Genomic DNA, 25,002 nt, shown 5'->3' on the forward strand with positions numbered 1-25,002 from the left:
GGCCTGTTTCCGAGCTGCCTCCGCCCCGGCCCTGCCACGCTGCTGCCAGAAGCCGGAACCACGCTTCCGCCAGAAGCCGGAACCGCGCTTCCGCCAGAAGCCGGAACCGCGCTTCCGACAGAAGACCGAAACCGCGCTTCCGACAGAAGCCGGAACCGCGCTCCTGCCAGAAACCGGAACGCAGAGTACCGGGTTTGGCTGTGCGAACTGATACCGCTGACCGGTCACACAGTGCGAACCGAATCTTTACCGCCCCCTACCCAGCGGCCTACAGTCCGAACGCGGTTGCGGGCCTTTCGGGAGAGAGGCACGGGGACGACGGCAGCGGCCCACGGGGGTGGCCGCTGCCGTCGGCACAGCCGCCCTTCCCGCCGGGACCCGCGTTGTCAGTGGTGACCCTTAGCGTCGGAACCGGAGATGGTTCGCCGGCGCACGAGGAGAGGTCACCACCATGGAGTTCCGGATCGAGCGCGGCGCGCTGGCCGACGCCGTCGGCTGGGCGGCCCGGGTGCTGCCCACGAGGTCACCCGTTCCGGTGCTGGGCGGTCTGCTGCTGGAAGCGGCGGACGGCCGGCTGTGCGTCTCTGGGCTCGACTACGAGGCGTCCGCCCGGATCGAGGTGGACGCCGGGATCCTGCGGCCCGGCAAGGTACTCGTGATGGGGCGCCGGCTGCTGGACGTGTGCCGGGTGCTGCCCGAGGGCGCGGTGGAGTGCGCGGTGGAGGGTTCCCGCTTCACGGTCACGGGCAGCGGCGCCGGATTCGGCCTGTCGGTGCTGCCGCTCGACGACTACCCGTCGCTGCCGCCGCTGCCGGAGGTGCTGGGCGCGGTGGACAGCGCGGAGTTCGCGGCGGCCGTCGCGGATGTGACGGTGGCGGCGGGCCGGGACGACACCCTGCCGACGCTCACCGGGATCAGGCTGGGGCTGGACGGCGACCGGATGACCCTGGCGGCGACGGACCGCTACCGCTTCGCGGTCCGCACCCTCGGCTGGAAGCCGGCGGCGGCGGACGCCTGCGCCGATGTCGTGGTCTCGGCCCGTCGGCTCACCGAGATCGCCCGCTCCTTCGGCCGCGCGGGCCTGGTCAGCCTCGCGCTGGACAACGGCTCGGCCGGATTCGAACTGGCCGGGATGCGCACCACGGTCCGGCTCCTGGACGGCCGGCTGCCGCGCCACGACAAGCTGTTCGCGATGCCGGACCCGGTCACGGCGGTCACGGAGCGCGAGCCGCTGGCCGAGGCGGTGAAGCGGGTCTCGGTGGTGGCGGACAACGACAGCCCGCTCCAATTCGCCTTCCAGGCCGATTCGGTGCTGCTCCAGGCGGGTTACGAGGACGACGTCGCGTCCCAGCGGCTGCCCGCCGCGCTCTCGGGTGCGGCGGAGATGGCGGTCGCCTTCAACCCCTCCTACCTGATGGACGCGCTGACCTCGTTCGACGCACCGGTCGTCCGGTTCCGGCTGATGGGCCCGGGGCAGCGCGCCATGCTCACCGGGCACGACACCCTGGAGGACGCGCTGGACACGGCGGAAGCGGCCTTGCCGCCCGCGCACCAGCATCTGCTGATGTCGGTCAGGCCGTTGGTCTGAGGGCTGCCCCGCGAGTGGGGGGGCGCGGCGGGGCAGCTCTCAGAACCCGACCGGGCCCGGGAGGGGCAGCGGCCCGGCAGGGTCAGAAGCCCGGGTAGCCGGTGGACGAGGTGCGGCCCGGGATGTAGTCGGAGTTCGGCGTGAGCGTGCCGAGCAGACTGCCGACGCGCGGCCCCTCGTCGCCGGTCACCTGGGCGAACATCCTCGACGCCTCGGCCGTGACGCGGAACGGCACCTTCTCCAGCCGCCACCCCGTGAGGCAGGGGCGGGCGCCCGCCAGCGTCTCGGCGGGGGTCGTGTCCGCGATCATTGAGGCCGCCGGGGTAGAAGACGCGTCCCCGGGAGTCGAGGCCGTCGCCCGCCGTCGAGCCGATCGGCATCGAGAAGCTGCGGCTGCGCGGCCGCGCCGGCTGCCCGCGCCCGCATCCCGTACGGGAGCGTGCTGACCGCGGTGGGCGTCCTGGCGACGGTCGTCGGCCCGATGCCGCGCGGCCCGGTCTGGCTCAGCCGGACTTCGTGTACGTGAGAGTCTCGCCGGTGTCCGTGTTCTCGCGGCTCAGGGTGCCGTCCGGGAGCAGGGTGAGCGTGGTCGGGCCACCCGGTGTGCAGGACGACATCGGCTCGCCGAGCGTCACCTTGGAGGGGCCGATCCGGAGCGGGGCGTCGCCGGTGACGACGTCCGTCAGATCCGCCTGGAAGACGCAGCGGTAGGTGCCGCCGGCGTCGGTCGGTCCCTCCGCGGTGAGGCTGAGGACGGTGTCACCGACCCCGCCCTGCTGGATGACGAGCCGGCGGGTGGAGTGGCCGACGGCGCTGTCGATGCCGGTGGACCAGGTGCCCAGATACCCCTCGGGGATGCCGTCCTCGTCGCCGTTCTCCCCGTCGTCGGTGGGGGAAGGGGCCTGGCTGCCTTCGGGGGAACCGGAGTTGGCCCCGGAGGAGCCCTTCGCGGGAGACGGTGTGCTGGAGTGCTTAGGGGCGGCCGTGGTGCCGCCGCTGTCGCTCATCAGCGCGTAGACGGAGCCGCCGGCGCCTATCGCGACGAGCACCGCGATCGCCACGAGAGCAACGGTCCAGCCGGCCCGCCGGCGGGCCGGCTCTGGGGCGGGCGGCTGGGTGCCGGGGGGATACCGGGGGTCGTACGGGGGCGTGGCGCCGGAATCGGGCTGCTGCGGGTAGCCGTACGCCTGGCCCTGGTTCTGCTGCTGCGGATAGCCGTACGCCTGGTTCTGGGCGGGGGCCGGCTGCTGGGGGTATCCGTATGCCTGGCCCTGGTTCTGGCCCTGCTCGGGGGCGGGTTGCCGCGAGTAGCCGTATCCCGGTGGAGGAGTGGCTCCGTACTCCGGGGCGGGAGTGGCTCCGTATCCCGGCGGGGGAGTGGCTCCGTACCCCGGGGCGGGAGTGGCTCCGTATCCCGGCGGGGGAGTCGCTCCGTACTCCGGGGCGGGAGTCGCTCCGTATCCCGGTGGAGGAGTGGCTCCGTACCCCGGGGCCGGAGTCGCCCCCGGAGCCGGAGTCCCCGTCGGGTACGCGGCCGGGTACGGCTGGGCGGGCTGCGGCGGGCCGATCACGGTGGGCGGGGCCGGGGGCGGCGTCTCCTGCGGGACCGCGTCCCGCGGGCTCTCCGGGCGCGCACCCGGCGCCGCGTCCGCACGGGTCTCCGCTTCGGGGGCTTCCGCCGCCTGCCCCGGCGCCTCCGGCCCCCCGGCCTCCGCCGCGTCCGCCTCGTCCTCAGGGTCCTCCGAGTCGAGCAGTTCCACGGCGTGCCGGCCGAGTTGGGCGATGAGCGCGCCCGGGAGCCAGGGCTCCGTGGTGTCGTCCTCGGCCAGCCGGTCCAGTATCTCGTCGGGCGTCGGTCTGGCCGCCGGGTCCTTGTGCAGGCAGTCCCGGATCAGCTCCACCATGTCCACCGGCACCCCGGTCAGGTCCGGGTCCTCCTGCGCGATCCGGAACAGCATCGCGTGCACCCCGCTGGCCGCGTCGCCGAACGGGAGCCGACCGGTCGACGCGTACGCCAGCACCGAGCCCAGACAGAACACGTCGCACGCCGTCGTCACCGGCTCGCCCCGCACCTGCTCGGGCGACATGAAGCCGGGGGAGCCGACCAGCGCCCCGGTGCGGGTGAGACCGCCGTCGGTGACGGTGTCGAGGGCCCGCGCGATGCCGAAGTCGATGACCCGGGGGCCGTCGATCGTCAGCAGGATGTTGGACGGCTTGAGGTCGCGGTGGATGAGCCCGGCCGCGTGGATGGCCCGCAGGGCGTGCGCGAGACCGTTGCCCAGGATGTGGACCGAGCGTTCGGGCAGTGGCCCGTACGCGCCGGGGGCCGGGCCCGCCGAGATGATCGTGCGGCCGGAGACGGTGGCCTGGAGGGACGGGCCCGCGACGTAACCGGTGGCGACCCAGGGCACGTTGGCGTCGGTGTCGGCGTCCAGCACGGGGGCGGTCCAGCTGGAGCCGAGGCGGCGAGCGGCCATCACCTCCCGCCGGAACCGGTCGCGGAACTCCTGCTGCTCGGCGAGCTCCTCCCGTACGAGCTTGATCGCGACGGTGCGCCCACGGTCCGAGCGGGCCAGATAGACCTGGCCCATGCCGCCCGCGCCGAGTCTGCCCAGCAGGCGGTAGGCGCCGATGCGTTGCGGGTCTACGGAGCCGAGCTTTTCCATGGTGTGCAGTCCTCCCCCGTACGGCCACACGCCGAACGGGTCGAGAATAGCGGCGCGGTTGTGCCCCGGCGGGGGGTGGTGGCCGGTCCCTGCCCGGAGTCGGGGCCTTTCGCCCGGATCAGGACGGGCTGTGCACCGCGTCCATCGCCCGGGACAGCCGTTCCAGTACGCGCACCGTCTCCGCGAGCGCCTCCGGGCCCAGCTCCTGGCTGAGCCGCGCCGCGAACTCCGCGTGGCCGGGGCCGATCCGGGACATCGCGGTGCGGCCCTCCGGCGTCGGGCACAGGAGCTTGGCGCGGCGGTGGGCCGGGTTCGGCACGTACTCCGCGAGCCCCTTGCCCACCAGCAGATCGGCGATGCGCTGCACGGCCTGCCGGGTGATGCCCATGGTGCGGGCGATCCCGGAGACCGGCAGCGGTTCGGCCAGCACCGCCCCGAGCACCTGCCACCACGCGGCGGTCAGCCCGGCCGGGCGGGCCAGCTCCGTGGAGAGGGCGAGGAACTGGCCGTTCAGCCGGAAGACGCCGAGCGCGGTCCGGCTCAGCCGGTCCTGTTCCGTGCGGCTCATCCCTGGAGCACCTCGTACGCGCTCGGGTCCGAATCGTGGAAGAGGCGGTACCAGGCGTCGAGCTTCTCGCCCTCGAACACCCCGAGAAGGGCGAAGATCTCGCGGGCGAAGGCGACCGGTTCGGTCGGCCCGGCAGTGATCAGCACGCCGTCCTCGTCCGTCACCGCGTCCGCGTCGACGTAGTGCGCGCCGCCCCGGTAACCGGTGGCCGCCAGATAGAAGGACACCGCGCTCGTGTGCGCCCGCTCGTCGAGCAGCCCCTCGCGGGCCAGCCCCGCCGTCGCCCCGCAGATCGCGGCGACCGGCACGCCCGCGTCCAGGAAGGTCCCGGCGGCGCGGGCGAAGGGGGCCAGCTCGTCGCCCGCGTCCCACAGTCCGGCGCCCGGCAGGATCAGGAGTGCGCTGCCCTCGGGGCGCAGCTCGGAGAGGGCCAGACCGGGGTGCACGGTCAGCCCGCCCATGCTGGTGACGGGGCCGGCCGTCGGGCCCACCGTCCGCACCGTGAAGCCGTGCTGGGTGAGGTGGGCGGTGGCGTGCCCGGTCTCCCAGTCCGCGTACGTGTCGTACACGGCCAGATATACGGTCCCGCGAGTCATGGCGCTCTCCTCGTAGCCGTGAGTCGGAGATGCGAATCGGGTGTACGCAAGGGATCTACGACAACATGCTGTCACTATGACTACATGTTGTCGATGGCCGGCCTCGCGGCGACCCGACACCCTGCCGAACCACCCGCCCCCCTCCATATACAAGGTGGCCATACCGGGCCGTGCCCGACGGTGCCTACGCTCGCCGTATGACCCCTCATCCCCGTCATGCCGCCGCTGACCCCGCCGCCGGCGCGGCCGTGAAGGCCGCCGACCGCGCGCACGTGTTCCACTCCTGGTCCGCCCAGGGCCTGATCGACCCGCTCGCCGTCGCCGGCGCCGAGGGGGCGTACTTCTGGGACTACGACGGCAACCGCTACCTGGACTTCACCAGCGGTCTCGTCTACACCAACATCGGCTATCAGCACCCCGCCGTCGTCGCCGCGATCCAGGAGCAGGCGGGGAAGATGACGACCTTCGCGCCCGCCTTCGCGATCGAGTCGCGCTCCGAGGCCGCCCGCCTGATCGCGGAACGCACGCCGGGCGACCTGGACAAGATCTTCTTCACCAACGGCGGTGCGGAGGCCGTCGAGAACGCCGTCCGGATGGCCCGGCTGCACACCGGCCGTACGAAGGTGCTGTCCGCCTACCGCTCGTACCACGGCGCCACCTCCACCGCGATCAACCTGACCGGTGACCCGCGCCGCTGGGCGTCGGACAACGGCTCTGCGGGTGTCGTCCGGTTCTGGGCCCCGTTCCTCTACCGCTCGCCGTTCTACGCGCAGACCGAGGCGGAGGAGTGCGCCCGCGCCCTCCAGCACCTGGAGGACACCCTCGCCTACGAGGGCCCCTCGACCATCGCCGCGATCATCCTGGAGACCATCCCGGGCACGGCCGGCATCATGACCCCGCCGCCCGGCTACCTCGCCGGTGTCCGGGAGATCTGCGACCGGTACGGGATCGTCTTCGTCCTCGACGAGGTGATGGCGGGCTTCGGGCGCACCGGCAAGTGGTTCGCCGCCGACCACTTCGACGTCACCCCCGACCTGATGACCTTCGCCAAGGGCGTCAACTCCGGTTACGTACCGCTCGGCGGCGTCGCCATCTCCGCCGAGATCGCCGCCACCTTCGACACCCGCCCCTACCCGGGCGGGCTGACCTACTCCGGTCACCCGCTGGCCTGCGCGGCGGCCGTCGCCACCATCCGGGTGATGGAGGACGAGAAGGTCATCGAGAACGCCGCCCACATCGGGGAGACGGTCCTCGGCCCCGGTCTGCGCGAGCTCGCCGCCAACCACCCCTCCGTCGGCGAGGTCCGCGGGCTCGGCGCGTTCTGGGCGCTGGAGCTGGTCCGCGACCAGGAGACCCGCGAGCCGCTCGTCCCGTACAACGCGTCGGGCGCCGCCAACGCCCCGATGGCGGCCTTCGGGGCGGCGGCCAAGAAGCACGGCCTCTGGCCCTTCATCAACATGAACCGCACCCACGCCGTGCCGGCCTGCAACGTCACGGAGGCCGAGGCCAAGGAGGGCCTGGCGGCACTGGACGCCGCGCTGGAAGTGGCCGACGGGTACACCCTGTAGCACCGCCGCCGCGCGCAGCGCCTCTCCCCCCGTCCCCTCCCCACCGGACCGGCCGGCGGGCTCGGTCTAAGGTGGCCGAAACCGAAACAGGGGAGGGGCGCTCATGCGCGCGAGCGGAGCTGTCACCCGCAGTACGCTGCGGCAGCAGATCGCGGACGCGCTGCGTGACGAGGTGCTCGCGGGGCGTCTTCAGCCGGGGCGGGAATTCACCGTCAAGCAGATCGCGGAGCAGTACGGCGTCTCCGCGACGCCCGTCCGCGAAGCGCTGTTCGACCTCTCCGCGCAGGGCCTGCTCGAATCGGATCAGCACCGCGGATTCAGGGTGCACCAGTTCTCCGTCGCGGACTACCGGGCGATGGTGGAGGCCCGCACCCTGGTCATGGACGGGGTGATCCGGGACGTCTTCCGCGAGCCGCCCCCGTCCCCGGAACGGCAGGCGAGGTACCGGGAGGCGCTCGTCTCGGTACGCCGCCGGGCCGAGGAGGCCGCCCGCGCGGCCCGCGGCGGCGACCTGGACATCCTGATCGGCTACGACCTGCGGTTCTGGCGGGAGCTGGGCGCGCTCACCGGCAACGCGTACATCGGTGACTTCCTGCACCGGCTCCGGGTCCAGGCCTGGATGTTCGCCGTCCCTTATCTGCGGGGCGACGCGGACGTACGGGCCTGGCTCTGGAAGGGGCACTCTGACCTCGTCGCCGCGGTCACGCTCCGGGACCGCGAGACGCTGCGCACGGTGGTCGACGCGTACAACGGCCACGCGTTGAACTGGGCGGACCGGCTGGCGGCCGGTGATCCGGACCACCTCGGCCACGCGCCGCGGCCGCCCGGGGAGGAAGAGGTCCCGGATCCGGCCGCGCCGGAGGGCTGAGCGGCGCCGTTCCCCGAAGTCGCTCATGGGGGACCACTGTCCGCGACGTGGCGACCGCATTACGCTGTCCGGACTTACGCTGTGCCGACCATCGCACGCACCCGTTGGAGAGCGAGACTTCGTGGCCTGTGACCTGTGGCTGGTCCCCCTCGTCGATGTGCTGTGCCACAGCCCCGACAACCCCTTCGCCGAGGAGATAGCCGTCTTCGACCAGGCGCTGGGCGCGGCGGGACTGCCGCCCGTACCCGTCTACGCGTATATGCCGGGCCTGACCGGAGACGTGGCCCCGGTCGCGGGCTTCGACTACGACGCCCTGCACTTCCTGCGCCGCGCCTACCTGCTCCAGATCAGCGGCCTCGCCGTCACGCCGGTGGACGAACTGGGCGGCGACTACGAGCAGTTGCTGGAGATGTTCGAGCCGACGGCCCTCCAGTCGCACCTGGTGTGGCACTACGACCACGCGGGCGCGTACGTCCCCCTGGACTTCGCGTACCCGATCTCCAGCGACGATCTGCTGGCGGGCGGCGGCCCGCTCGGCTCCGCGCACGGGCTGCTCAGGGAGCTGGAGTTCGTCGCCCCTTCCATCGGCATCGATCCGGCCAATCCACCGGCCGCCCCGCTGCCGCCCGCCGCCCCGACCGAGCTGGAGGAACCGGCCGTCCCGATCCCGTACGACGACAACCCGTTCGCCCGGGAACGCCACGTCTGGCTCGGCCTGCACGCGGCGGTCACCCGCAGCCTCGCCCAGGGCTCGATGATCATCTTCAGCTGACGGGCGGCCTGAGCAGCCTGACGGACACCCTGGCGGACGGCCTGACGCCCGGGGCGCCCGTCGGATCCCCGCACCGGCCACCGGTCACCAGCCACCAGCCACTGGTCACCGGTCACCAGCCACTGGTCACCGGTCACCGGTCACCGGTCACCGGTCACCGGTCACCGGTCACCGGTCACCGGTCACCGGTCACCGATCACCGCGGGGACTCCGGCGGTCGCTGCCGGGGCATGTTCGGCCGGCCCATCGACTGCAGCGGGAACCTCGGCTGCGCACCCGGCTCCGCCCGGCCGCCGCCCTGGCCGCCGGACACCAGAGCCTGCATCCCCATCGGCGCGGGGCCGGCCCGGAACTCCACCATCCAGTCCGCGGTCTCCGACCGGACGAGCTCGGTGACGTCCTCCGAGAACCGCCGCAGCACACCGAGGCACCGCTCGGCGGCCTCGCTCGCCGTCCCCTCGGTCGGACCGAGCACCTCCCGTACGCACTCCGAGGCCCAGTCGAACTGGAGCACCTGGAGCCTGCGCTGTACGGCCTGCGCCGTGGCGAGATTCCTCATCCAGCCGGAGGTCAGGCCGAAGTACCGGTCGCACGCCATGCACGCGGCGCCCAGCAGCAGCGACAGATAGCCCCAGCCCGCCGCACCGTGCAGCGCCCCCGTCAGATCGAGCAGCGGCAGCGCGGCCCCCGCCACCGCGCCGACGGCGGTCCCCATCCGCAGCACCCTGGCCGCGCGCCGCTTCCACACCCGGTCGCCCAGATACCAGTCGGCGGTGCGCAGCGCGTCGGCCTCGATCCAGCGGTACAGCTCGTCGAGCCGCTGGGCGGGTTCGCCCCAGTCGCCGAGCGGGAAGGGCGCACCGGTCAGATCCCGGCCCGGTGCGCCGGAGCCCGTACCGGAAGGAGTGGCGGAACCGGCCGGACCGGGCACACCGGAATCGCTGCGGGGCGGCCCTTCGGGCTGCATCTCCGGCTGACTCACCGGGGTACTCCTCTGCATGCTGCATTGCGACGCGTGATGTGGACCGCGTCCTCGACGATGGGCGGGATCCCTGCCCTCTGCTCACTGACGCTCGCTGCGACCGGCAGTACCCCATGCGTAACCTTGCGTGACGGCTGGTGCACGTGCGCGTACCGGGGCGCATGCCCTTCCTACCGCCGAATGGTGGGCCGCGGGGTCGGAATCGCGGTATTCCCCGGTGTGCGGGGCCTGTGATCAGGTATAGGAGTCCTGCCTTCACTGACTCGATCTCACTCGAAAGAGTTGCTCGTCAGTGGGTGGGGCGCGCCGCCCGGGGACAACGTAGGCTCGGCGTACCGAAACATTTGTCGTCGAAATGCCTGGAGTGACCGTGATTCCCGGTGGTGGTCAGCCCAATATGCAGCAGTTGCTGCAGCAGGCCCAGAAGATGCAGCAGGACCTCGCGGAGGCCCAGGAGGAACTGGCCAGGACCGAGGTCGACGGCCAGGCGGGCGGTGGTCTCGTCAAGGCGACCGTCAACGGCTCCGGCGAGCTGCGCGGCCTGGTGATCGACCCGAAGGCGGTGGATCCGGAGGACACCGAGACGCTCGCGGACCTCGTCGTCGCGGCGGTCCAGGCGGCGAACGAGAACGCCCAGGCGCTCCAGCAGCAGAAGCTGGGCCCGCTGGCCCAGGGCCTGGGCGGCATGCCCGGTCTCCCCTTCTGACCAAGGACCCGCCGAAGGACATGACGAGGGCATGTCCGAGGACATACCCAAGACGGTACGCACCCCCTACGGTACGTACCACGACGCGGCCGACCAGGCGGCAGGAAAGGCTCTCCGTTGTACGAAGGCGTGGTTCAGGACCTCATCGACGAGTTGGGCAGGCTGCCCGGCGTCGGTCCCAAGAGCGCGCAGCGGATCGCCTTCCACGTCCTCCAGGCGGAGCCCACGGACGTGCGCCGCCTGGCCCACGCCCTCCTGGAGGTCAAGGACAAGGTCCGCTTCTGCGCGATCTGCGGCAACGTCGCGCAGCAGGAGCAGTGCGGGATCTGCCGTGACCCGCGCCGCGATCTGACGGTCATCTGTGTCGTGGAGGAACCGAAGGACGTCGTCGCGATCGAGCGGACCCGGGAGTTCCGGGGCCGCTACCACGTGCTCGGCGGGGCGATCAGCCCCATCGAGGGCGTCGGTCCGGACGATCTGCGCATCCGCGAGCTGCTGGCCCGGCTGGCCGACGGTTCCATCACCGAGCTGATCCTGGCGACCGACCCCAACCTGGAGGGCGAGGCCACCGCGACGTACCTGGCACGGATGATCAAGCCGATGGGACTGCGGGTCACCCGGCTGGCCAGCGGTCTCCCGGTGGGCGGCGACCTGGAGTACGCGGACGAGGTCACGCTCGGCCGCGCCTTCGAGGGAAGGCGCCTGCTCGATGTCTGATACCGGCCCGGCCGCTCACGACGGCTTTATGTTCAGCGCGACTATGTTCTACCCACCGTCTGCGAACGTGCCCACGGGAGGTCTCCTCGATGTCTGACGCCACGCTGAACACTGTCACCCAGGACCCCGACGACTTCGCGGTCCAGATCGCCGACCAGATCAAGACGTTCATCGTCGCGGTCACCGAGGTGTCCAAGGTCGAGGAGCCGGAAGAAGCCGTTCCGGTGCTGCTGCTCCAGGTCTCCCAGCTCCTCCTCGCGGGCGGCCGGCTGGGCGCGTACGAGGACATCCTCCCGGACGAGCGCTACGAGCCCGACCTCGGCGCGGAGCCGGACGCCGACGGACTGCGCGAGCGCTTCGCGGTCCTGCTGGAGCCGATCGACGTCTACTCCGAGGTCTTCGACCCGTACGAGCCCCGCAAGGCCCCGGTCCCGGCCCGCATCTCCGACGACCTGGCCGACCTGGTCACGGACCTGCGCCACGGCCTGGCCCACTACGAGGAGGACCGCACCACGGAGGCCCTGTGGTGGTGGCAGTTCTCCTACTTCTCCAACTGGGGCTCCACCGCCTCCGCCGCCCTGCGCGCCCTCCAGTCCCTGATCGCCCACATCCGCCTGAACCAGCCCCTCCAGGCCCTCGACGGCCTGGACACCGACCAGGACGCCGGTGACGACGACCTGGCCGAGGAGGCGGGCCGCGTGATGGCCGAGGAGATCGCGGGCCCGCTGGGGCTGCGCCCGGTCACGTAGCGGAGCCTCCCCCTTCGCCGGGTCCCTGGTGATACCCACGTGTCGGGAGCCGGGGTCCCGTCGTTGGTGCGGGTGCGGCCGGAAGTTCTCCGGCCGACGTCATCCGTACGGATACGGGCACCGGGACGCGGTTCCGGGCGAAGGAGGAGCGCGATGGGCGTGGAGACGCGAAGTGCGGGCGGTGCCGCGGGGCGCGCGGGTGCGCGGGCCGCGGTACTGGGCGCGGTGGCCGGAGCGGCGCTGCTCCCGGTCGGTGCCGCTCACGCGAACGTGATCGGCATCGGGAACGCGGCGTTCGGCAACACCTGCGTCAGCCAGGGCGGTGCTCGGGCGGAGGGCGCCACGGTGACCGGCAGCGGGGTGGGCAGCGGCAACCTGGCCGGGCTGCCGCTGGATCTGCCGCGCAACCACTGCGGCAACAGCGGCATCATCTGCACGGCCGTCTTCATGTCGAGCGTGTGAACGGGCCGGCGGGCGCGAGGTGACCGGGCGGACCGCGGAGAGCGGGGCGGTGGCGAGTGCGCGCCTGGAGGCGCGGGCGGTGGAGGCGTTGCTCTCCCTGAGCGGGCAGGTGCTGCCCCTGCTGCGCCAGTGGGTCGGTGACGATCCGGGCTGTGGCGTGGCGCGGGCGCTGCTGGCGCTGGCGACCAGTGACCGCTGGGACGACGCCGTGCTGAAGCAGCAGTTGTCGATCGCGCACCGGGACGCGCTGGCGGCCGGTGAACGGGAGGCGAGTCTGGCGTACGGGGTCTTCCTCCACACGCACCGGCAGTACCGGCTGACCGCCGATCACCTGGTGGAGCACTTCGCCAGGTGGCCCGCCGACGAGCAGGCCGGGCTCATGCTGGGGGCGTTCTCCTCCTGCGGGGACGCCGCCTACCGTGCGCACGGCGACGCACTGCTTGAGCAGCAGGCGGCGGTGGCCGGCCCGGACAGCTGGCCGTGGCAGAGCTGGCTGGCCTCGGCCAGGGCCGAGCAGGGCCGGGTGCGCGAGGCACACGGACTGGCCCACCGCGCACTGGACCTGTATCCCCGCTCGGGGGTGGCCGCGCACGCCCTCGCGCACGCCGAGCACGAGCTGGGAGCCGGACGCGCGTCGGCGGACTTCCTGGACCAGTGGCTCCGGGCGGACCCGAGAGCGGTGCAGTCACGGCACCTGAACTGGCATGCCGCGCTGCAGTCCATCGCCTGCGGCGACTTCCCCGATGCCCGCCGGAGGGCGGACACGGCGCTGGCGTCCACGGATGTCGGCATGCGGGCCGCCACGAACTGGCGCCTCCTCCTGGTCGGCCAGTCACCGGCCGGCCGGAACGATCCGGACCAGGTACGGCAACTGCTCGCCGCTCCGGGCGGTATGGCGGAGATCTTCCACACGTTCAACCTCGCCCTGGCGCTCGCCGTGGAGGCCGCCACCGACGACCTGCACGTCCTGGCCCGCCGGGCCGCCGCCGACGAACGCCCCGACTTCCGCGACGTCCTGGCCCCCGTGGTGCGGGCGCTGGCGGAGGTCACCGCAGGCCACCCCCGTGCCGCCGCGGAGCTGCTGACCGGCCTGGGCGAACAGGCGGAACGGATCGGCGGGGTCCGGGTCGAGCGCGAGATCATCCAGGACACCCTGGCCCGTGCCCTCGTAGACGCGGGCGAGCCCGCCCGCGCGGCCGGGCTGCTGCACCACCGCGTCTCGACCCGCCGCCACCACAGCTACGAGGACCTCCTCCTCGCCGGGCCCGGCCGGGCGCCCCGCGAGGCCGGGGCGCCGGGTGTGTGGGCTGGGCCACATACGGGAGTGTCCGGCTGATCGGCGGGCAACAGCTTCGTACGAGCAGTTCGGAACGACGCGTCGGTGATCACGTGCTGAGCGGGACATCTCAGCATCTGATATCAGCGAGGCGTTTCCGGACTGCTCGTTAAACTGAGCCGACAGCAATGGATTGAGCGAGGAGCGCACGTGGGCCTTGTCGTGCAGAAGTACGGGGGTTCCTCCGTAGCCGATGCCGAAGGCATCAAGCGCGTCGCCAAGCGAGTCGTCGATGCCAAGAAGAACGGCAACCAGGTGGTTGTCGTGGTGTCAGCGATGGGCGACACGACGGACGAGCTGATCGATCTCGCGGAGCAGGTGTCACCGATGCCCGCCGGGCGCGAGTTCGACATGCTGCTGACCGCCGGAGAGCGGATCTCCATGGCGCTGCTCGCCATGGCGATCAAGAACCTGGGCCACGAGGCCCAGTCGTTCACGGGCAGCCAGGCCGGTGTCATCACCGACTCGGTCCACAACAAAGCGCGGATCATCGACGTCACGCCGGGCCGTATCCGGACCTCCATCGACGAGGGCAACATCGCCATCGTCGCCGGTTTCCAGGGGGTGAGCCAGGAGGGCAAGAACATCACCACCCTGGGTCGCGGCGGCTCCGACACCACCGCGGTGGCCCTCGCCGCCGCGCTGGACGCCGAGGTCTGTGAGATCTATACCGATGTGGACGGTGTCTTCACCGCCGACCCCCGGGTCGTCAAGAAGGCCCGGAAGATCGACTGGATCTCCTTCGAGGACATGCTGGAGCTGGCCGCGTCCGGCTCCAAGGTGCTGCTGCACCGGTGCGTGGAATACGCACGCCGTTACAACATCCCGATCCACGTCCGCTCGTCCTTCTCGGGACTGCGCGGAACCTGGGTCAGCAACGAGCCGCTAGGGGACCAGCAGGTGGAGCACGCGATCATCTCCGGAGTCGCCCATGACGTCTCCGAGGCCAAGGTCACCGTCGTCGGGGTGCCCGACAAGCCGGGCGAGGCAGCGGCCATCTTCCGCGCGATCGCGGACGCCGAGATCAACATGGACATGGTGGTGCAGAACGTCTCCGCCGCGTCGACCGGTCTGACCGACATCACCTTCACGCTCCCGAAGGCCGAGGGCCGCAAGGCCATCGACGCACTGGAGCGCAACCGCGGCGGCATCGGCTTCGAGTCGCTGCGCTACGACGACCAGATCGCGAAGATCTCCCTGGTCGGCGCCGGGATGAAGACCAACCCGGGCGTCACCGCGGGCTTCTTCGAGGCGCTCTCCAACGTCGGTGTGAACATCGAGCTGATCTCGACCTCCGAGATCCGCATCTCGGTGGTCACCCGCGCCGACGACGTCAACGAGGCCGTGCGCGCCGTGCACACCGCCTTCGGCCTCGACAGCGACTCCGACGAGGCAGTCGTGTACGGGGGCACCGGCCGATGACCGCACGCCGCCCTTCGCTCGCGGTCGTCGGCGCGACCGGGGCGATCGGCGGCGTCATGCTCCAGATCCTTTCGGAACACGCGGATATCTGGGGCGAGGTGAAGCTCATCGCCTCACCGCGCTCGGCCGGCGGCAAGCTGGTCGTGCGCGGTGAGGAGACCGAGGTCCTCGAACTCTCCGAGGACATCTTCGACGACGTGGACGTGGCGCTGTTCCTGACACCCGACGCGGTGTCCGAACGCTGGGCACCGCTCGCCGCGTCCAGGGGCACGGTCGTCATCGACGACTCCGCGGCCTTCCGGATGGACGGCGACGTTCCGCTCGTCGTCCCCGAGATCAACCCCCACGCCGCCCGGATCAGACAGCGCGGCATCGTCGCGAGCCCGAACTCCACGACGCTGGCCCTGATCGTCGCGGTCGGCGCGCTGCATGCCGAATTCGGACTGCGGGAACTCGTCGTGTCCTCGTACCAGGCCGTGAGCGGGGTCGGGCGCGACGGCGTCTCCGCCCTGCGCGAGCAGCTGTCGCTGGTGGCCGGCAGCGAGCTGGGCACGAAGCCGGGTGACGTACGCCGGGTCGTGGGGGACACGCACGGCGGCCCGTTCGCCGCGCCCGTCGCCCTCAACGTGGTGCCGTGGGCCGGGACGGATGCCGGGGACGGCTGGTCGTCCGAGGAGCTGGCGATCCGCGACGAGTGCCGCAAGATCCTCGATCTGCCGAGCCTGCGGGTGGCGGCGACCTGCGTGTACGTCCCCGTGCTCACCACCCACTCGATGTCCGTGCACGCCCGCTTCGAGAACAAGGTCACGGTCGACCGGGCGCACGAGATCCTGGCGACCGCGCCCGGCGTGGTGCTCTACGACAGCCCCGGGGCGGGCGACTTCCCCACTCCGTCCGACGTGGTGGGCACCGATCCGACCTGGGTCGGCCGGGTCCGCCGGTCGATGGACGAGCCGACGGCGCTGGAGCTCTTCGTCTGCGGCGACAACCTCCGCAAGGGAGCCGCGCTCAACGTGGCGCAGATCGCCGAAGCCGTGGCGGCCGAATTCCCCGCGTCCTGAATTTCCCGGTCCTGATCGAACCTGTTTTGTACGGTCTGTGAAGTACCTGTGAGCAACTTGCTGGTCTGAACCTCTTGAGCTGGGACGTAGCGGTGTCCGACGATGACCTTTCGGCCCGCTGCAACCGCCGGTCGGGCGGCACGCGTCTAAGCCGTCACTTCTTGCGCGGTGCGGCGCATATTCAGGGCATTTGGGGAAGAGCGGTTACGTATGAAGGCATATCGCATGGTGTCAAACGCGGTGCCGTATGCGTACAACCCTGACGGGGGGAAACGTGTCCAACTGGCGTGGCAGAGGTACTCGATATCACAGTGGTGGGCCCCTTGCGCGGCGCTTCGGTGCGACCGCTCAGACGGCCCCGCGCGCCCGGTGGCATGCCGGTGATCGCGCCCATGCCCGCCGCGCGCCAGACGGGGCTGCCGTCACAGCGCGAGGGCGCTGAAGACAGCGTGGCGGCCGGAACTACAGTCGACCATCTCACCGAAACCTATCGCGCCCACTACCGTTCGCTGCTCGGCCTCGCGGCCCTGCTCCTGGACGACACGGCGTCCTGTGAGGACGTTGTGCAGGAGGCGTTCATCCGCGTGCACTCGGCGCGCAACCGGGTACGGGAGCCCGAGAAGACACTCGCGTATCTGCGCCAGACCGTCGTCAACCTCTCCCGCTCCGCGCTCCGCCGCCGCATCCTCGGGCTGAAGCTGCTCTCGAAGCCCATGCCGGACATGGCGAGCGCGGAGGAGGGGGCGTACGACCAGCTGGAGCGGGACGCCCTGATCAAGGCGATGCGGGGGCTGCAACGGCGCCAGCGGGAGGTGCTGGTGCTGCGCTACTTCGCGGACATGACCGAGGCCCAGGTCGCCACGACCCTGGGGATATCCCTGGGCTCGGTGAAGGCGTACGGTTCCCGCGGCATCGCGGCGCTGCGCGTGGTGATGGAGGCGCAGGCATGAGCCGGCGCGACGGCCACGAGCACGGACACCGGCACGGGCCCTCATTCGGACATCGGAATGACCGGACTGGAAACGGAATTGTGAATCACGGGCCGGACAGCACTCCGGGGGACACCCCGGGCAGCACCCCGGGTACGGACCGCGACCCGCTGGCCGCCCTCTTCGGAGCCGGAGCCGGTATCGGCACCGGAACCGGCGTGGGCGCGGATGCCGACGAGGACGCCCTGCGCCGGATGATGCGCGGCGCCGTGCAGGGCCTTGAACCCCGCGACGGCACCCTCGACCACCTGTACCGCGCGGTGCCCGCCCGTCGGGCCCGGCGGCGGCAGGCGCTCGTGGGCGCGGCGGCGGCGGCCCTGCTCATCGGCACCGCGGTCCCCGCGTTCCTCCATGTCGCGCACTCGGACGGATCGAACGCGGCCAGCCCCGCCATCGCCGGTCACGGCGAGCAGTCGCAGGGCGGCAGCGGCGAGGAGCCCGGTCCGGGCTCCGGCGGCGCGGACGGCGGCGGGGGGAGCGAGGGGCACGAGGACGCCGGTGGCGGTGTACCGGACACCTCTGCCAGCCCGTCCGCCAGCAGCGGCCAGGGTGTGGAGGGCGCGGCGGTCGGCAGTTCCGCCGATCCCCGGACCAGCGCGGCCGCCGATATCCCGGTCTGCGCGCCCGACCAGCTCGGGGTCGCCTCCGCCAGGACCGGCGCGACCGGCGCCGACGGCACGGTGTACGGAACGTTCCGGATCGCCAATGTGTCCGGCAAGAACTGCACGGTGAGCAGCGGCGGCACGGTGGGCTTCGAGGCGATGGGGGCGGCGGACCCGTCCAAGATCGCGGTCGTCCGGCACACCCAGGGGGACGCGGCGTCGGGCCTGCCCGATCCCGCGGAGGAGGAGGCGACGGTCCTGCTGGCGCCGGAGATGGCGTACGAGGTCCAGTTCGCCTGGGTGCCGGAGGACACCTGTCCGACGACCGGCGGTTCACCTTCGCCGACCCCGACGGACGGTTCGGCCGGCAGCGCTGTGGGCTCGGCCGGGTCCAGCACGGGCAGCGGGACCGGCGACACCGAAACGGGTACGGACACGCAGCTCGGCAGCGAGGACGAGCCGGGGACGACGGAGGGCAGCGTCGCCGTGAAGCACACGGCGGAGCCGGGAGCGCCGGTCGCGGAGACGAAGATCAGCAATGCCTGCGCGGGCACGATCTACCGGACGGGCGCGCTGGAGCCCTCACCGCAGGAGTAGTCGCGGGAGCGGTCGCGGGCGCAGTTCAGGAGATGGCGGACGTGCCGGCTTCCCGGTCCGGGGTGGCTTCCTGGCTTGGGGTGGCTTCCGGATCCGGGGTGGCTTCTTCCCGGTCCGGGGCGGTCTCCGGGGCCCTGCCGGCTTCCCGGTCCGTGCCGGCTTCCCGGCCCGGGGTCGCTTCCCGGTCCGGGGTCGCTTCTTCGTCCGGGGCCGCGGCATCCGGGGCCGCGACGAGGCCCAGGCGCACGTCGCGGACGGCTTCGGCCTCGCGCCGGACCAGCCGGAACCACATGAAGAGCACGAACGCCGCGAAGACGAACCACTCGCACAGGTAGCCCAGATTCTGGAAGGCCTTCAGGTCGAGCCCGGTGCCCTGCGCCGCGGCGGCCGGTACGGGACGCAGGGCGGTGGCGGCGGCTGTGGCCTTTCCGCCCTGCCCCGCCGTCTCATCGGTCCCTGAGGTGCCGGTGGTGCCCGAGGTGCCGGTTGTGCCCGAGGTGCCCGTGGCGGCCGCGCCGCCGGTGCGGACGTCGGACCGCTGGAGCGTCACCCACGCGTCGTACACGTCGTACGGCACGAGGTTGACGAGTGAGGCGGCGCTGATCATGCCGACCTGCCCGTCGGGGAGGCCGCCCGTCGCGTCGACCCCGGCCGTGCCCGTGCTCTCGGAGGCCTGGAGGTCGCCGGTCACGGTGACGTCGCCGGACGGTGCGGGCGGCACGGCGGTGTGCCCGGCCTTCCCGGGGAGCCAGCCGCGTACCACGGGAAGCGCCTTGCCGCTGTCGGTGCGCAGCATGCCCACGACGTAGAAGCCGGTCCGGTCGTCCAGCTTCCGGCCGGGCACCAGGAACTGGTCGGCGTACCGGCCGGTCGCGGTCGCGGGACGGCCGGAGGTCACCGTGTCGACGGGCAGCAGTTCATCGATCGGCTTGGCGGCCCTCGTGCCCGGAGCGGGCTGCTTCTCGGCGGCCTCGTGCGTCTGCACGCGGTCCTCGAAGCGGCCGAGCTGCCAGGTACCCATGAACACGCAGAACGGGATGGCCAGCACGACGAAGAGGTTGATCCCCCACCATCGCGGGGTCAGCAGGAACCGGTACACCCCTCCACGGTACGGTCCCCGCTCCGGCCGCCCGGAGCGGGGGCACCCGTGGCGCCGCCTTTTATCCGGCCCCTACGCGGACCGGGAGCCCCGTCCGGCGAGGCCCTCGGGCGGTCCCAGGTGGCGGGCGGCGAAGTCGAGCTCCAGGCGCACCTGCTTGATCCGCTCCTCCACTACGAGCGAGCCGTGACCCGCGTCGTAGCGGTACACCTCGTGCACCGCGTCGCGGCTCTTCAGCCGGTCCACGTAGTTCTCCACCTGGCGGATCGGGCAGCGCGGGTCGTTGACGCCCGCCGAGATGTAGACCGGTGCCCGTACGGCGTCGACGTACGTCAGGGGCGAGGAGGCCTCGAAGCGCTCGGGCACCTCCTCCGGCGTCCCGCCCAGCAGGGTGCGGTCCATCGCCTTCAGCGCCTCCATCTCGTCGTGATACGCCGTGACGTAGTCCGCGACCGGAACGGCGGCCAGGCCCAGGGCCCAGTCACCGGGCTGCGTGCCGAGGCCGAGCAGCGTCAGGTAGCCGCCCCACGAGCCGCCGGCCAGGACGAGCCGCGCCGGGTCGGCGAGCCCCGACTTCACCGCCCACTCCCGCACCGCCGCGATGTCCTCCAGCTCGATCAGGCCGATCCGGTGCTTGAGCGCGTCCGTCCAGGCCCGCCCGTAGCCGGTCGAGCCGCGGTAGTTGACCCGGACGACCGCGTAGCCGTGGTCCACCCAGGCGGCGGGCCCGCCCGCGAAGGCGTCGCTGTCGTGCCAGGTCGGGCCGCCGTGGATCTCGAAGACGGTCGGGAACGGCCCCTCCTCCGGGGCCGCGGGACGCTGGACGAGCGCGTGGATCCGGCCCCCCGGCCCGTCCACCCAGACGTCCTCGACGGGCACGGACCGCGGGGCCTTCGCACCCGGCGGATCGAGCACCACCGCACCGCTCGTGGACCGGACGACGGGCGGCTCCGCGGCCGAGGACCAGAGGTACTCCACCGTGCCGTCCGGGCGGGCGGTCGCCCCGGAGACCGAACCGGTGGGCGTCTCCACCCGAACCAGGGTGCCGTCCCCCGCCGCCGGCCCGTACCGCCACAGCTCGCTGCGGGCCTCGAAGCCGTGCTCGATCAGCAACGCGGAACCGTCCGGATACCACTCCGCCCCCACGTCGCCGGGCAGCTCGATGGCGAGGTCCGTCTCGGTGCCCGCCACCGGGTCCCAGATCATCGGCTCCCAGCGGCCGCGCCGCTGATGCCCGACCAGCAGCCGGGTGTCGCCGGCCACCGGGGCGAAGCCGAGAACCGCCAGGCCCAGCTCCTTCGTGCCCCCTTCGGTGTCGTCCAGCTCGGCGACCGTGCTGCCGTCCGGCCGCACCACGCGCAGCGCGGAGTGCATCGCGTCACCGTGCTCGGTGTGCTCCAGCGCGATCAGCGTCCCGTCGTGCGACAGATCACCGACCCCGGCCGACTCGCGGTGCCGGTAGATCTCCACGGGCGCCGCCGCCCCGGGCCGTACGACGTGGACCGTCGTTCCGTCCTCGTCCGTCGAACGGCCTACCACCGCCGTACCGTCCCGGCCGATCGCGAGCCCGGCCGGGTAGGAGGCCTCCAGACCGGGCACCGCCGGTTCGTCCTTCGCACCCTCGCCGTCGTTGAACGGACGGCGCATCCACACCCCGAACTCGTCGCCGTCGGTGTCGTCGAACCACCAGATGGCCTCGCCGTCCGGCGTCAGCGTGCCGTCCGTCGTCCCATTGGGGCGGTCGGTCACCCGGCGCTGCTCACCGGTGGCCCGGTCCCAGGCGTACAGCTCGTACGTCCCCGTGGCGTTGGAGACGAACAGCGCGCGGTCCGGCGCGTCCTCCGCCCAGTCGGGCAGGGACACCCGGGGAGCCCGGAAACGCTGCTCCCACTCCGGAACGGAATCGGTCGTCGAACCAGTGGTCTCAGTCATGCCCACCATTCTGCGCCGGACCGGCGACAATTCGTTCGCCCCGTCCTCAGCCTGTGGATAACCTCGCGGGCATGCATACACCGATACCCGCCGACTGGCGCGAAGCCAACCGTGCCCTGTGGGATGAACGTGTGCCCATCCACTACGGCAGTGACTTCTACGACCTGGACTCCTTCCGCGCGGGCAAGGACGCCCTGCGGGCCTTCGAGCTGGCGGAGGTCGGGGACGTGACGGGCCGCTCGCTGCTCCACCTCCAGTGCCACATCGGGGTGGACACCCTCTCCTGGGCCCGGCACGGCGCCGCCCAGGTCGTCGGCCTCGACTTCTCCGAACCGGCCGTCGAGACCGCCCGCTCGCTGGCCCGGGAAATCGGACTGCCACCGGATCGCGCGGCGTTCGTCGCCGCCGACGTCTACGACGCGGCGGAGGCCGTCCCGGACTCCTCGTACGACATCGTCTACACCGGTATCGGCGCGCTGAACTGGCTGCCGGACATCGACCGCTGGGCCGAGACGGCGGCCTCGCTCGTGGCGCCCGGAGGGTTCCTCTACCTCGCGGAGTTCCACCCGCTGACCGACTGCCTCGACGACGCGACCGGTGAACGGATCGTGCACGACTACTTCAGCCGCGACGCCTGGGTGGACGAGACGCCGGGTACGTACGCGGACTTCGACGCGCCGACCGTCCACAACCGCAGCGTCGAATGGCAGCACCCGGTGGGCAGCGTGGTCTCCGCACTGGCCGCCGCCGGGCTGCGGATCGAGTTCCTGCACGAGCACGACACCTCACTCTTCGCACGCTTTCCCGTGCTGGAGCGGCAGCCGGACGGGGGCTACCGCTTCCCGGCGGAGCGGCCGCGCATCCCGCTGATGTACTCGATCAAGGCGACCCGCCCGGAACGGCTTCCCTAGAGCGTCCGGCGGGCAGGGGGCGACGGCTGCGGCGAGTGCGGCCGGGCCGATTGTCAGTGGTGGGGTCCAGACTCGGAGCATGACCACGACTGCTGATCTGCGTGCCACGGTCGGGAGCTACTGGACCGCGGCCGACCTCCGTGACTGGGACACCTTCGCGGCGACGCTCGCCGACGACGTGCTGTACGACCTGCCGCAGACCCGCGAGCGCATACGCGGCAAGGAGCGCTACCTCAGCTCCAACCGGGACTGCCCGGGAGACCGGCGGGAGAGCGTCGAGCGGACAGTGGCCGACCGGGACGGACGGCGGGTGGCGGTCCGACGCTGTTCACGGTCGACGATCGGGAGCTGTGCGCCATCCACTTTTTCACGTTCGACGTGAACGGGCTGATCAGCGAGATCACCGATTTCTGGCCCGAACCGTACGAGCCCCCGGCGGGCCGGGAGCATCTCGTCGAGCGCTACTGAGCACGGCGGCGGCGCGGCAGGTCTCGGAGCCGGGGCCCCTGAACCGCTGCCGCGCCGCTGCTTCCCGTGGGTCCTACGCGGCCGAACCGAAGGCGGGCAGATAGCCGCCCGACTGTCCCTCGGCCTTGGGGTGATACGAGTTCTCGATGGGGATCGAGACACTGTGGAGCCACGGGTCACCGGAGCACAGCTCGTGCCCGGTGAACTCGTCCGCGACGCCGGAGAAGGTGAATCCGGCATCGGCCGCCTGCTTGGCGATCACGTCGTTCAGAACGTCGGACGCGTTGTTGATGGCCGTGCGCTCCGCTTCCGTGAGCCCGGCGACGCAGCTTCCGCCGATCTTGTAGAAGCGCGGGTAGCCGAGCACCACGACACGTGCCTGCGGGGCCTTCGAGTGGATGGACCCGTAGAGCGAGCTCAGACCGGCCGGCAGTGAACTGTTCATCTGCGATACGGCCGAGTCCACGCTTGAGAGGCAGGCGGCCTCGCCGGAGAGCACGCAGTCCTGCATGACGTCCGCGAAGCCGACGTCGTTGCCGCCCGCGGTCAGGCTGACCAGCGAGGTGGACGAGTTCAGCGGGCCGAGCTGGCTGCTCGCCACCGAGCTCGTGGTGGCGCCCGAACAGGCGACGAAGTCGAACGAGGACGGTGAGTTCGCCGCCGCCCAGAGGTAGGCGTAGGCGTTGGTGCTGCGCCGGCAGTCACCGCTGTCGGAGAGGTAGTTCCCCGCTCCGACGCCGGACGAGTACGAGTCGCCCAGGGCGACGTATCCGCCGGCGGCGGCCGAGGAGGTCGCCGAGGCCGGCTGGGCCATACCCAGAGCAGCCGCGGCGGCGAGGAGCAGAGTGGATGCGGACGCCCAGAATCTCCGTACTGACATAGCTGTCAGCCCTCCGAAGTGTGGGGGGTGGGTGGGGGGTTGATTGAGCGTCACCTGTTGTAGCAGCTTCCGGTACCAGTCGGTAATAGGCAGGCGGGAACCTGTCGGAATTGCCCGAATGATTGTTCGGTACCCGTAGCTCTGCGCGTAGATAATCCTCGAACTCCACCCGAAACAAGGGGTTTACGTCTGCATGGCCGTCACTTCGCAGGCCCTCGCGCCCCGGCCGGACGCATGCTTGGCGGGCGGCCCGTCCGGTGGCCTGCCTGTGGTTCGGCGTCCGGGGCGGGTGTCCGAATGTGACAGACAACTGTCATTGCGGCCGTGCGCTCGGGCGGTCACGATGGACGCATGTCCTCCAGCCGCCACCGCGTCGTGATCGCGGTCTTCGCCGATGTCGATCTCCTCGACGTCACCGGTCCGGCCGAGGTGTTCGCCCTGGCCAACCGGGAGACCGGGGGCGAAGCGGGGTACGAGGTCAGGCTGGCCGGCCCCGAGCGGGGCCCCGTCGTCACGTCGGCGGGGGTGCGTCTCGTGGCGGATCTGGCGTTCGCGGAGGTGACGGGCGCGGTGGACACCCTGCTGGTGCCCGGCGCCGTCGACATGCGTCCCGAAGGCCCGGTGGCCCGGGTCGACGACGACGTGGTGGCCTGGGTGCGGGACACGGCTCCGCACGCCCGCCGCATCGCCTCGGTGTGCGTGGGTGCGCACGTACTGGCGGCGGCCGGTCTCCTGGACGGGCGGCGGGCGACCACCCACTGGTCGACCGCCGCGCAGCTGGCGGCCGACCATCCCGAGGTGCGGGTGGACCCCGACCCGATCTTCGTGCGCTCCGGAAAGGTGTGGACGGGCGCGGGCATCAGCACCTGCATGGACCTGGCGCTGGCGCTGGTGGCGGAGGACCACAGCGAGGAACTGGCGCTGGTGGTGGCCAGGCAGTTGGTGATGTACCTGAGGCGGCAGGGCGGCCAGAGTCAGTTCAGCGTCCCGCTGAGCCGGCCGGCCGCGAGCCGTCGGGACATCGACGAGCTGCGGGTGTTCATCACCGGACACCTGGACGCCGACCTCTCGGCGCCCGCGCTGGCGGAACGCATGTGCCTGAGCGAGCGGCACTTCGCCCGGGTCTTCCACCAGGAGACCGGCACCAGTCCGGCCGCGTACGTGGAAGCGGTCAGGGTCGAGGCGGCGCGCAGACTGCTCGAATCCACCGATGAGCCGCTGGACCGGGTCGCGGCGGCGGCCGGTCTGGGCTCGGTGGAAACGCTGCACCGGGCGTTCCGCAAGCAGATCGGCACCACCCCGGCCGCCTACCGCCGCCGCTTCCGCACCACTGCCTGACCTGCTCTTTCCCTGTCCGGCCGACGCGCGACCGCGCCCGGTCCGCCCCTGCACGTCCGAACCGGTCTCTGCCTGAACCGGTCTCTGCCTGAACCGGTCTCTGCCTGAACTGGTCCCTCCGGTCT

General features: G+C 71.8%; 24 protein-coding genes. 16 read left to right on the forward strand and 8 right to left on the reverse strand.

The window, feature by feature from the left end:
- The first annotated feature begins 451 nt into the window (after nucleotides 1-451).
- Nucleotides 452-1,588, forward strand: coding sequence for a DNA polymerase III subunit beta (gene dnaN, locus ACIP89_RS20555; RefSeq protein ID WP_402116034.1), 1,137 nt, complete (start codon nucleotides 452-454; stop codon nucleotides 1,586-1,588).
- Between the two features lie 82 nt (nucleotides 1,589-1,670).
- On the opposite strand, the gene ACIP89_RS20560 is transcribed toward dnaN, so the two are convergent.
- The 4 genes from ACIP89_RS20560 to ACIP89_RS20575 all read right to left on the reverse strand — a co-directional run bounded on the left by ACIP89_RS20560 (nucleotide 1,671) and on the right by ACIP89_RS20575 (nucleotide 5,418).
- Nucleotides 1,671-1,898 carry a hypothetical protein gene (locus tag ACIP89_RS20560; RefSeq protein WP_402116035.1) on the reverse strand — a complete coding sequence of 76 codons (228 nt, stop codon included), beginning with the start codon at nucleotides 1,896-1,898 and terminating at the stop codon, nucleotides 1,671-1,673.
- 193 nt (nucleotides 1,899-2,091) lie between these two features.
- Nucleotides 2,092-4,254, reverse strand: coding sequence for a protein kinase (locus ACIP89_RS20565; RefSeq protein WP_402116036.1), 2,163 nt, complete (start codon nucleotides 4,252-4,254; stop codon nucleotides 2,092-2,094).
- 118 nt (nucleotides 4,255-4,372) lie between these two features.
- Nucleotides 4,373-4,822 carry a MarR family winged helix-turn-helix transcriptional regulator gene (locus ACIP89_RS20570; protein WP_402116038.1) on the reverse strand — a complete coding sequence of 150 codons (450 nt, stop codon included), beginning with the start codon at nucleotides 4,820-4,822 and terminating at the stop codon, nucleotides 4,373-4,375.
- A complete protein-coding gene (locus ACIP89_RS20575; protein ID WP_401926594.1) occupies nucleotides 4,819-5,418 on the reverse strand; it encodes a DJ-1/PfpI family protein in 600 nt (199 codons plus the stop codon). Before ACIP89_RS20575 ends, ACIP89_RS20570 begins: the two co-directional genes overlap by 4 nt.
- A 197-nt stretch (nucleotides 5,419-5,615) precedes the next feature.
- Here ACIP89_RS20575 and ACIP89_RS20580 point away from each other — a divergent pair, with 197 nt between their 5' ends.
- The 3 genes from ACIP89_RS20580 to ACIP89_RS20590 all read left to right on the forward strand — a co-directional run bounded on the left by ACIP89_RS20580 (nucleotide 5,616) and on the right by ACIP89_RS20590 (nucleotide 8,626).
- Nucleotides 5,616-6,986: an aspartate aminotransferase family protein gene (locus ACIP89_RS20580; protein WP_401924356.1), complete on the forward strand. Its 1,371-nt coding sequence runs from the start codon at nucleotides 5,616-5,618 to the stop codon at nucleotides 6,984-6,986.
- A 103-nt stretch (nucleotides 6,987-7,089) separates the two neighbouring features.
- A complete protein-coding gene (locus ACIP89_RS20585; protein WP_401924354.1) occupies nucleotides 7,090-7,854 on the forward strand; it encodes a GntR family transcriptional regulator in 765 nt (254 codons plus the stop codon).
- 121 nt (nucleotides 7,855-7,975) lie between these two features.
- The gene (locus ACIP89_RS20590) at nucleotides 7,976-8,626 is read left to right on the forward strand and encodes a hypothetical protein (RefSeq protein ID WP_390087946.1); all 651 of its coding nucleotides are present in this window, start codon (nucleotides 7,976-7,978) and stop codon (nucleotides 8,624-8,626) included.
- Between the two features lie 196 nt (nucleotides 8,627-8,822).
- On the opposite strand, the gene ACIP89_RS20595 is transcribed toward ACIP89_RS20590, so the two are convergent.
- Nucleotides 8,823-9,593, reverse strand: coding sequence for an SLATT domain-containing protein (locus ACIP89_RS20595; protein ID WP_401925166.1), 771 nt, complete (start codon nucleotides 9,591-9,593; stop codon nucleotides 8,823-8,825).
- Nucleotides 9,594-9,978: 385 nt separating this feature from the next.
- On the opposite strand from ACIP89_RS20595, the gene ACIP89_RS20600 reads away from it, so the two are divergent.
- The 9 genes from ACIP89_RS20600 (at nucleotide 9,979) to ACIP89_RS20640 (ending at nucleotide 18,249) form a co-directional block, all read left to right on the forward strand.
- A complete protein-coding gene (locus ACIP89_RS20600; RefSeq protein WP_311307800.1) occupies nucleotides 9,979-10,314 on the forward strand; it encodes a YbaB/EbfC family nucleoid-associated protein in 336 nt (111 codons plus the stop codon).
- A 117-nt stretch (nucleotides 10,315-10,431) separates the two neighbouring features.
- Nucleotides 10,432-11,031: a recombination mediator RecR gene (recR, locus tag ACIP89_RS20605; RefSeq protein WP_401924351.1), complete on the forward strand. Its 600-nt coding sequence runs from the start codon at nucleotides 10,432-10,434 to the stop codon at nucleotides 11,029-11,031.
- A gap of 89 nt (nucleotides 11,032-11,120) precedes the next feature.
- Nucleotides 11,121-11,780 carry a DUF5063 domain-containing protein gene (locus ACIP89_RS20610; RefSeq protein ID WP_401924348.1) on the forward strand — a complete coding sequence of 220 codons (660 nt, stop codon included), beginning with the start codon at nucleotides 11,121-11,123 and terminating at the stop codon, nucleotides 11,778-11,780.
- A 159-nt stretch (nucleotides 11,781-11,939) separates the two neighbouring features.
- Nucleotides 11,940-12,242 carry a chaplin family protein gene (locus ACIP89_RS20615; protein ID WP_402116040.1) on the forward strand — a complete coding sequence of 101 codons (303 nt, stop codon included), beginning with the start codon at nucleotides 11,940-11,942 and terminating at the stop codon, nucleotides 12,240-12,242.
- 49 nt (nucleotides 12,243-12,291) lie between these two features.
- Nucleotides 12,292-13,578: a hypothetical protein gene (locus tag ACIP89_RS20620; RefSeq protein ID WP_401926602.1), complete on the forward strand. Its 1,287-nt coding sequence runs from the start codon at nucleotides 12,292-12,294 to the stop codon at nucleotides 13,576-13,578.
- 150 nt (nucleotides 13,579-13,728) lie between these two features.
- Nucleotides 13,729-15,000, forward strand: a complete 1,272-nt coding sequence (locus ACIP89_RS20625) for an aspartate kinase (RefSeq protein ID WP_401924341.1) — start codon at nucleotides 13,729-13,731, stop codon at nucleotides 14,998-15,000.
- The gene (locus ACIP89_RS20630; RefSeq protein ID WP_401926605.1) at nucleotides 14,997-16,061 is read left to right on the forward strand and encodes an aspartate-semialdehyde dehydrogenase; all 1,065 of its coding nucleotides are present in this window, start codon (nucleotides 14,997-14,999) and stop codon (nucleotides 16,059-16,061) included. The genes ACIP89_RS20625 and ACIP89_RS20630 overlap by 4 nt, the downstream gene beginning before the upstream one ends.
- A 374-nt stretch (nucleotides 16,062-16,435) precedes the next feature.
- Nucleotides 16,436-17,011, forward strand: coding sequence for a SigE family RNA polymerase sigma factor (locus ACIP89_RS20635; RefSeq protein ID WP_024492460.1), 576 nt, complete (start codon nucleotides 16,436-16,438; stop codon nucleotides 17,009-17,011).
- 80 nt (nucleotides 17,012-17,091) lie between these two features.
- Nucleotides 17,092-18,249, forward strand: coding sequence for a hypothetical protein (locus ACIP89_RS20640; RefSeq protein WP_402116041.1), 1,158 nt, complete (start codon nucleotides 17,092-17,094; stop codon nucleotides 18,247-18,249).
- Between the two features lie 25 nt (nucleotides 18,250-18,274).
- Here ACIP89_RS20640 and ACIP89_RS20645 read toward each other — a convergent pair whose 3' ends face one another.
- Nucleotides 18,275-19,348 carry an SURF1 family protein gene (locus ACIP89_RS20645; protein ID WP_402116043.1) on the reverse strand — a complete coding sequence of 358 codons (1,074 nt, stop codon included), beginning with the start codon at nucleotides 19,346-19,348 and terminating at the stop codon, nucleotides 18,275-18,277.
- A gap of 72 nt (nucleotides 19,349-19,420) precedes the next feature.
- A complete protein-coding gene (locus ACIP89_RS20650; RefSeq protein WP_402116044.1) occupies nucleotides 19,421-21,280 on the reverse strand; it encodes a prolyl oligopeptidase family serine peptidase in 1,860 nt (619 codons plus the stop codon).
- A gap of 71 nt (nucleotides 21,281-21,351) precedes the next feature.
- On the opposite strand from ACIP89_RS20650, the gene ACIP89_RS20655 reads away from it, so the two are divergent.
- Entirely contained in the window at nucleotides 21,352-22,191 is an 840-nt protein-coding gene (locus ACIP89_RS20655) for a class I SAM-dependent methyltransferase (RefSeq protein ID WP_402116045.1), read from the forward strand.
- A gap of 79 nt (nucleotides 22,192-22,270) precedes the next feature.
- A complete protein-coding gene (locus ACIP89_RS20660; protein ID WP_402116047.1) occupies nucleotides 22,271-22,573 on the forward strand; it encodes a hypothetical protein in 303 nt (100 codons plus the stop codon).
- A gap of 159 nt (nucleotides 22,574-22,732) precedes the next feature.
- On the opposite strand, the gene ACIP89_RS20665 is transcribed toward ACIP89_RS20660, so the two are convergent.
- Nucleotides 22,733-23,539 (reverse strand): SGNH/GDSL hydrolase family protein, encoded by an 807-nt coding sequence (locus tag ACIP89_RS20665; protein ID WP_402116049.1) that lies wholly within the window; start codon nucleotides 23,537-23,539, stop codon nucleotides 22,733-22,735.
- Between the two features lie 351 nt (nucleotides 23,540-23,890).
- Here ACIP89_RS20665 and ACIP89_RS20670 point away from each other — a divergent pair, with 351 nt between their 5' ends.
- Complete coding sequence (locus tag ACIP89_RS20670; RefSeq protein ID WP_402116051.1) at nucleotides 23,891-24,877, forward strand: GlxA family transcriptional regulator; 987 nt, start codon at nucleotides 23,891-23,893, stop codon at nucleotides 24,875-24,877.
- Nucleotides 24,878-25,002 lie beyond the last annotated feature (125 nt).

The sequence above is a fragment of the Streptomyces sp. NPDC088730 genome (assembly GCF_044751215.1).
GTDB lineage: Bacteria > Actinomycetota > Actinomycetes > Streptomycetales > Streptomycetaceae > Streptomyces.